This window comes from Yoonia sp., from assembly GCF_017854415.1.
Taxonomy (GTDB): Bacteria; Pseudomonadota; Alphaproteobacteria; order Rhodobacterales; family Rhodobacteraceae; genus Yoonia.
Map to the genome: position 1 here is coordinate 2,706 of NZ_JAFMHR010000112.1, position 7,502 is coordinate 10,207.

Annotated in this window: 6 protein-coding genes; 4 read left to right on the forward strand and 2 right to left on the reverse strand. The window is 55.3% G+C overall.

Annotation, left to right across the window (positions count from 1 at the left end):
• Positions 1 to 170 precede the first annotated feature (170 nt).
• The 3 genes from QZ197_RS12255 to QZ197_RS12265 are packed head-to-tail and all read left to right on the forward strand — an operon-like array spanning position 171 to position 3,202.
• Positions 171 to 1,067 carry a LysR family transcriptional regulator gene (locus tag QZ197_RS12255; RefSeq protein ID WP_296432284.1) on the forward strand — a complete coding sequence of 299 codons (897 nt, stop codon included), beginning with the start codon at positions 171 to 173 and terminating at the stop codon, positions 1,065 to 1,067.
• 57 nt (positions 1,068 to 1,124) lie between these two features.
• Positions 1,125 to 2,231 carry a 3-isopropylmalate dehydrogenase gene (gene leuB, locus QZ197_RS12260; RefSeq protein WP_296432285.1) on the forward strand — a complete coding sequence of 369 codons (1,107 nt, stop codon included), beginning with the start codon at positions 1,125 to 1,127 and terminating at the stop codon, positions 2,229 to 2,231.
• Entirely contained in the window at positions 2,231 to 3,202 is a 972-nt protein-coding gene (locus tag QZ197_RS12265) for a DMT family transporter (RefSeq protein ID WP_296432286.1), read from the forward strand. Before leuB ends, QZ197_RS12265 begins: the two co-directional genes overlap by 1 nt.
• 9 nt (positions 3,203 to 3,211) lie before the next feature.
• On the opposite strand, the gene QZ197_RS12270 is transcribed toward QZ197_RS12265, so the two are convergent.
• Both QZ197_RS12270 and QZ197_RS12275 read right to left on the reverse strand, forming a co-directional pair.
• The gene (locus tag QZ197_RS12270; protein ID WP_296432287.1) at positions 3,212 to 4,828 is read right to left on the reverse strand and encodes an FMN-binding glutamate synthase family protein; all 1,617 of its coding nucleotides are present in this window, start codon (positions 4,826 to 4,828) and stop codon (positions 3,212 to 3,214) included.
• A gap of 97 nt (positions 4,829 to 4,925) precedes the next feature.
• Complete coding sequence (locus QZ197_RS12275) at positions 4,926 to 5,735, reverse strand: division plane positioning ATPase MipZ (RefSeq protein WP_296432289.1); 810 nt, start codon at positions 5,733 to 5,735, stop codon at positions 4,926 to 4,928.
• Between the two features lie 362 nt (positions 5,736 to 6,097).
• On the opposite strand from QZ197_RS12275, the gene QZ197_RS12280 reads away from it, so the two are divergent.
• Positions 6,098 to 7,411 (forward strand): DEAD/DEAH box helicase, encoded by a 1,314-nt coding sequence (locus QZ197_RS12280; RefSeq protein WP_296432290.1) that lies wholly within the window; start codon positions 6,098 to 6,100, stop codon positions 7,409 to 7,411.
• The last annotated feature ends 91 nt before the right edge of the window (positions 7,412 to 7,502 follow it).

Consider the following 7,502-nt stretch of genomic DNA (forward strand, 5'->3'; position numbering starts at 1 on the left):
CCCGCATCCCAAAAGGCTTCGGCGGCGCGGCTGCCGATTTTTCCTGAACCGCCCAAGATGAGAACTGTACGTTGCATTTGGTATCTCCTTTGCTGCTGTTCATGCCAAGATCGGCGAAGTTGGATGCAAAAGAAATTGCAAGATTGCGTTTGTTATGTATTCATAAATGAATGGTTAAAGCACTTACCTCTCTTGATTGGTCGCTCGTACAAGCTTTCCTGGCAGTGGCGGAAACTGGCAGCTTGTCGGCGGCGGGCCGCACACTTGGCACCAGTCAACCAACGCTGGGCCGGCAAGTGAAATCGATCGAAGCACAGTTAGGGGCGGACTTGTTTCACCGCCAAGCGCGTGGTTTTTCGCTGACTGAAACCGGTGCCGCACTGGTGGAACCTGCGCGGGCCATGCGCGATGCAGTGCGCCAAATCACTCTGACGGCTGCGGGGCAACAAGCCCGCCTTGAAGGGACGGTTCGGATCACGGCAAGTGCCACAATGTCAGTGCAATATTTGCCCGCAATCATTGCACATATCCGCAGAAACGAACCTCAGATCGCGATTGAACTGGTGCCAAGCGATGACAGTAGCAATCTGCTTTACCGCGAGGCCGATATCGCTGTGCGCATGTATCGGCCCACGCAACTTGATCTTGTGACGCAGCATATTGGCGATATCGCCTTGGGCGTGTTTGCCGCAAATTCGTACATCACTGCACGCGGCATGCCGCTCTCGTTTGACGATCTGCTGACCCATGACTTCGTCGGCTATGATGTCAATTCCGACATCATCGATGGCTTCAAACGATCAGGTAGGCCAATCGACCGTGATTTCTTCAAGATACGCTGCGATGATAATAATGCCTATTGGGAATTGGTGCGTGCAGGCTGTGGAGTGGGTTTTGGGCAATTGGGTATGGGGAAGGCCGATCCAACGCTGACCGAAATCAACCTTGGTATCCCGCTTCCGACGCTGCCCGTTTGGTTGACCGCACATGAAGCGATGCGCCAAACCCCCCGCATCAGACGTGTTTGGCAGCTACTAGAGCAAGGACTTCACCCGTTGGTATCTTGAACCTGACGCGCGGTCGCGCTAGGGCAAGTCCAACAAATTCCAACAAGGACATGACCCATGGCAAACCCTTCTCTGTTGATCCTCGCCGGTGACGGCATCGGCCCCGAAGTGATGAACGAAGTAAAACGCATCATCGGATGGTTCGGCGACAAGCGTGATTTGAACTTTGACGTCTCGGAAGACCTTGTTGGTGGTGCGGCCTATGACGCGCACGGTGTGCCGTTGCATGACGACACGATGGCCAAAGCCCAAGAAGTCGACGCCGTTTTGCTGGGTGCTGTCGGCGGCCCAAAGTATGACAACCTTGATTTCAGCGTAAAGCCAGAGCGCGGCCTGCTGCGCCTGCGCAAGGAAATGGACTTGTTTGCAAACCTGCGCCCTGCGCAGTGCTTTGACGCATTGGCTGATTTCTCTTCGCTAAAGAAAGACATCGTCGCGGGCCTTGATATCATGATCGTGCGCGAATTGACGTCTGGTGTTTATTTCGGTGAACCTCGCGGTATCCACATGGAAGACAACATGCGCGTTGGCATCAACACCCAACGCTACACCGAAGCCGAGATCGAGCGCGTCGCGCGTGCGGCCTTTGATTTGGCCCGCAAACGCGGCAACAAAGTGTGTTCGATGGAAAAAGCCAACGTCATGGAGAGCGGCATTTTGTGGCGCGATGTTGTCACCGAAGTACATCAGGCAGATTATGCCGATGTCGAATTGAGCCATTTGTACGCGGACAACGGCGCGATGCAACTGGTGCGCGCGCCCAAGCAGTTCGACGTGATCCTGACTGATAACCTGTTCGGCGATATCCTGTCCGATTGCGCGGCAATGCTCACAGGATCGTTGGGCATGCTGCCGTCCGCATCACTTGGTCTGCCAATGGCCAACGGTCGTCCGAAAGCGATGTATGAACCGGTTCACGGCTCTGCGCCGGACATCACTGGCCAAGCCAAAGCGAACCCGATTGCGTGTATTTTGTCGTTCGCGATGGCGCTGCGTTATTCCTTTGATCAAGGCGCTGAAGCAGATCGCCTCGAAGCAGCGATTGAAAAGGTTCTTGCAGATGGCGCACGCACAGCGGACCTGATGGGGCCGGAAGACGGCACACCACTTAGCACAACGCAAATGGGTGATGTGATCCTCGCAGCACTCGACGCGAGCGTCTGATGTCGCCCAATGCCAAAGGTGCGCTGCTAGCGCTGCTTGCCTTTGGCATTTTCTCGACGCATGACGTCGTGGTGAAAGTCTTGGGCGGGGTTTATTCCCCGTTCCAGATTGTGTTTTTCAGTGTCCTTCTTAGCTTTCCGCTGGCGACCGTGATGATGATGCGGGACGCCAACCCGGGCACGTTGGTGCCACGCCATCCTTGGTGGTTGGCGCTGCGCACTGGGGCGGCAGTTGTTACAGGCGTGTCTGTCTTCTACGCGTTTTCGGTCCTGCCGTTGGCGCAGGTTTATGCGATCCTTTTTGCTGCCCCTTTGTTGATCACGATCCTTGCAATTCCGGTGTTGGGAGAAACAGTGCGTTTGCGCCGCTGGCTTGCGGTGATTGTTGGTCTGGTGGGCGTCCTCGTGGTGCTACGTCCGGGCGAGACAGAGTTCGCATTGGGCCATCTCGCGGCTCTTGCTGCTGCAATCGGTGGGGCGCTTGCCTCGATCGTGGTACGCAAAATTGGCCACGACGAACGGCCTGTAGTGATGTTACTTTACCCAATGATGGTGAACTTCATCTTGATGGCTTGCGCATTGCCTTTCGTTTATGTGCCGATGCCGATCGAGCATTTGGGACTGCTTGCCATCATCGCGACGTTCGCATGGTTCGCCAGCCGCCTTGTTATTGCCGCCTACCAATCCGGCGAGGCCGCGATCATTGCACCGATGCAATACAGCCAAATCATTTGGGCTACGTTGTTTGGGTATTTTTTCTTTGACGAAACAGTAGATCAGGCCACCGCGATTGGCACAGGCATTATCATCGCCAGCGGCATGTATATCGTATTGCGCGAAAGCCGCAGTGGCACATCACAGAACACACCCGTTTTGCGGACCCGTTCACGCGGCGAGACAGCAACGACGCCGCGTGTGTCGCTGTTCATGCGCATTGCTGGTAAGACACCGCCGCGGCAGGACGATCCGTAAAGACTGACCCTAGCGGGCCTCTGGTGGGGCAAAGCTATCAGCCGTCGCGCGCGCCCAGCGTTCGCGGTAAATCGGATTGTCATCGCCGTCGTCCAGCAAGAACCCCTCGCGTAAATACGCATAGACATCCGCTGCCTCTGTCATCTGGCCGTCGCCTGCGCGCGCCATGAAATGATAAGGCAAAAATCCGCATGGATCACTGAGACCGGCCGCCCCCGCCATTTCACCAAGTGCCCTTAGTGTGTTGGCGTGAAAACGTGCGACACGGTGGCTTTTGTCGTTTACGTTTAGTGCTTGCTGCCGGATTGGATCTTGGGTCGTGACGCCCACGGGGCAATGGTTTGTATGACAGGCTTGCGCCTGAATACAGCCAATCGCGAACATGTAGCCACGCGCCGAGTTGCACCAATCGGCACCCAGTGAAAGGGCGCGTGCAATATCAAATGCGCTGATGATTTTGCCTGCCGCGCCGATCTTGACCTGATCGCGAATGCCAGCACCGCGCAATGTATTATGGACAAATGTCAGACCATCAATCATCGGCATGCCGACGTGATTTGCAAATTCTAACGGGGCTGCGCCTGTGCCGCCTTCGGTGCCGTCAACAACGATAAAGTCAGGGATGATGCCCGTTTCGAGCATCGCTTTGACCATGCACATAAATTCACGCCGGTGACCGATGCATAGCTTGAAGCCAACAGGTTTGCCGCCTGATAGTTCGCGCAACTGCCCCACGAACTGCATCAACGAGAGCGGGCCGTCAAACGCGCTATGACCGGCAGGGGACACACAATCGACGCCCATCGGGATGTCGCGGGCCTCGGCAATTTCTGGCGTGATCTTGGCCGCAGGCAGCATCCCTCCATGACCAGGTTTGGCACCTTGGCTTAGCTTGATCTCGATCATTTTGACCTGATCGTCGCTGGCCTGAGTTTTGAATTTGTCAGCGTTGAAAGTGCCATCATGGTTGTGGCATCCAAAGTAGCCAGAGCCGACTTCGTAGATTAAATCTCCGCCACCTTCGCGGTGATAGCGGCTGATGCCGCCTTCGCCTGTGTCATGGGCAAAGTTGCCCAACTTTGCGCCCTTGTTCAATGCGGCGATTGCGTTCGCTGACAACGATCCAAAACTCATCGCCGAGATATTATAAAGCGATGCGTCATAGGGCTTTTTGCAGTTGTCACCACCGACTGTCAGGCGAAAATCTGTGTTTTCAAAATGGGTTGGCTGGACCGAATGGGTCAGCCAATTATAACCTGCGTCATAGACGCGTTCATGGCTACCAAAGGGGCGTTTGTCTTCGGCCCCTTTGGCGCGCTGATAGACCAAGGATCGCTGTTCGCGGCTAAAAGGTTGTTCCTCTTGATCGCCTTCGATCAGATACTGGCGGATCTCGGGCCGGATCTTTTCGAACAGGAACCGCACATGACCCAACAAAGGGTAATTGCGCAAAATTGCGTGGTGATCTTGCCTGACGTCATGAATGCCCAGCAGTGTCAGCGCGCCAAACAGGGCCGCAAGGATGAACACCCACGGCGCCCAAAATCCGGCAATCAAACAGAACACGGTTAAAATCACTACGACAGCGAAGGTGGTATAGCGCTGCAACGAAATCAGTTTCTGCAAAGCAAGCTCTCCCTATTTGTGGGTCACACTATGCGGCTGATTTGCTTAATAAAAGGGCGCATCAAGAATGCCTGCGCTCAAATTCGTATGTTTCGCGTCAAAAATCCGGCGTCACACCAGGTAAATCAAGCGATTTGATCAGCTCGCGCAGTTCCTGACGCGCCGCTACATTTGATATATTCATGCCTTTCACGCCAACATCACGCAGATCTAGCAAAGTCAGCCCCCGCGGAAAGAGCTCGCGAAAAATGACACGTTCGTTAAAACCGGACGCGGTGCGAAAACCGATGCGCTTAGACAGCTTGGTGATGGCGCGCTGCATCTTTTCTTTGTTGACCATCGCCTGCGCGCCCAATCGGTTGCGCACAACGATCCAGTCGATCGGCTTAAGCCCTGCTTGGCTGCGCAACTGACGGGCGTTCCATACCATCTCGGAATACACTGACGGGCCGGTGATTTCTTCGCCGTCACTGTCCACATGCGCCAGCAAATCGAAATCGATAAAGCTGTCGTTCAAGGGCGTGATTAGCGTGTCCGCCAGCGAGTGGGCAACTTGGCTTAACCGCGTGTGCGATCCTGGGCAATCGATCAGAATGAAATCAGCGTTCGCTTCCATCTTGGCCACAGCCATCGACAGGCGATGATCAAATGCATTTTCACCAGGTTTCAGCGTGTTTTGGTCAATTTCGGGCAGCTCGTGATAAGACGGGGTTGGCAGAGTGATCCCCTTCTTAGCCATAAAGGCCTGCCGATTATGGATATACCGGCCCAGCGTTTTTTGTCGCAGATCAAGGTCAAGCGTACCAACCTTATGCCCCATGCGCGAAAGCGCAGTCGCGACATGCATCGACACAGTTGATTTGCCCGCGCCGCCTTTTTCGTTGCCGACCACGATAATATGCGCCACTGGACGATTCCCCACCATTCGAAGCTTTGAGACACTATATGGTGTGGTGGTCACAAGGGAAAGCACAGGCAACACTGTACGGGCCCTTTTTCACCAGACCTTGACAGACGTAGTCGAAACCATCATGTGCCGGTCAACCGATGCATCCTGCCGCGTGAGCAGAGCAAGATAAAAAATCTTTGCAATGCGTCGTCTAACCTCAGGTTCCCACATCACGCAGGGGTCCCGCGCCAAATCGGCGTCCGGACAATGCGGTCTCGGCAGTCAGTATATTGGCGCAACCTTGCACGGGTTCACGGCATTTTGCTGTGTGCCATTGATATGCGCGGGCCGCTGGTCCGCATTAGATAGGATATCCATTCATGGATTTTGACATGCTGGGCCTTGCGCCCCGACTGATTAATATACTCAAAGAACAAGGGATCGTTGAACCGACCCCGATTCAAACCCAAGCCATCCCGCACGCCATGAACGGCCGCGATGTGATGGGCCTTGCCCAAACCGGTACCGGTAAAACGGCGGCCTTTGGTCTGCCGATGATCCATGCGTTGCTAAAGGCAGGCGTAAAGCCAAACCCGAAAGCCGTGCGCGGCCTGATCCTTGCGCCGACGCGTGAACTGGCCAAGCAGATTGCTGAAAACCTGACAGCCTACACCAAAGGCAGCCACCTTAAGGTGGCGCTTGTGGTTGGTGGTGCAGGCATCGTGGCACAGACCAAGCGTCTGGCGGGCGGTGTTGACCTGTTGGTCGCAACTCCGGGTCGTTTGATCGACCTGCTGGACCGCCGCGCTGTGCGTCTGGACGAGACGATTTATCTGGTTCTTGACGAGGCTGACCAGATGCTCGACATGGGTTTTATCCATGCATTGCGCCAGATCGCGCCACTGCTGGCCAAAGATCGCCAGACAATGATGTTCTCTGCTACCATGCCGAAACTGATGTCTGAATTAGCAGGCACGTACCTGACTGATCCTGTGCGCGTCCAAGCAAACCCACCTGGCCAGGCGGTCAAGAAAATCAACCAGTCTGTGCACTTTGTGGCCCAAGCCGCTAAGACCGACCTGTTGATCGAACTGCTGGACAAGCACCGTGATGAATTGGCGCTGGTCTTTGGCCGCACCAAGCATGGCTGTGAAAAGCTATACAACGTCCTTGAGAAAAAAGGCTTTGCCGCCGCATCAATTCACGGCAACAAATCCCAAGGTCAACGTGATCGCGCGCTGGCTGCCTTCAAATCAGGCAAAGTGCGGGTGCTGGTGGCGACTGACGTAGCTGCCCGCGGTCTCGACATTCCTGACGTGCGTTACGTCTATAACTACGATCTGCCCAACGTGGCGGAAAACTATGTTCACCGGATCGGCCGGACAGCGCGTGCAGGTGCAGATGGCAGTGCCGTTGCATTGGTCGCACCGGACGAGATGATTGAATTGAAAGACATCGAAAAAGCGATGAAGGAAACCATTCCGGTGGCGTCGGGTCGGGAGTGGGAAATCCAGCCGGGTCAGAAAAAGCGGCCTAATGGTGGCGGCGGCGGTGGCCGACGTGGTGCTGGCGGCGGCGGCGGCGGAAACCGCGGTGGTGCACAACGCGCAGGCGGAAAACCCGGTGGTGGCGCAAAGCGCCGCAATGGCGGCGGAGGCGGCGGAGGCCGTTCACGCAGTAGCTCTGCAGCCTAAACCGCTTTGAAGTATTTATGAAATTAACGAATGCCACCTGAGTTTTCAGGTGGCATTTGTTTTTGGAGTTTTGCGATTTTGGTGCTCAATG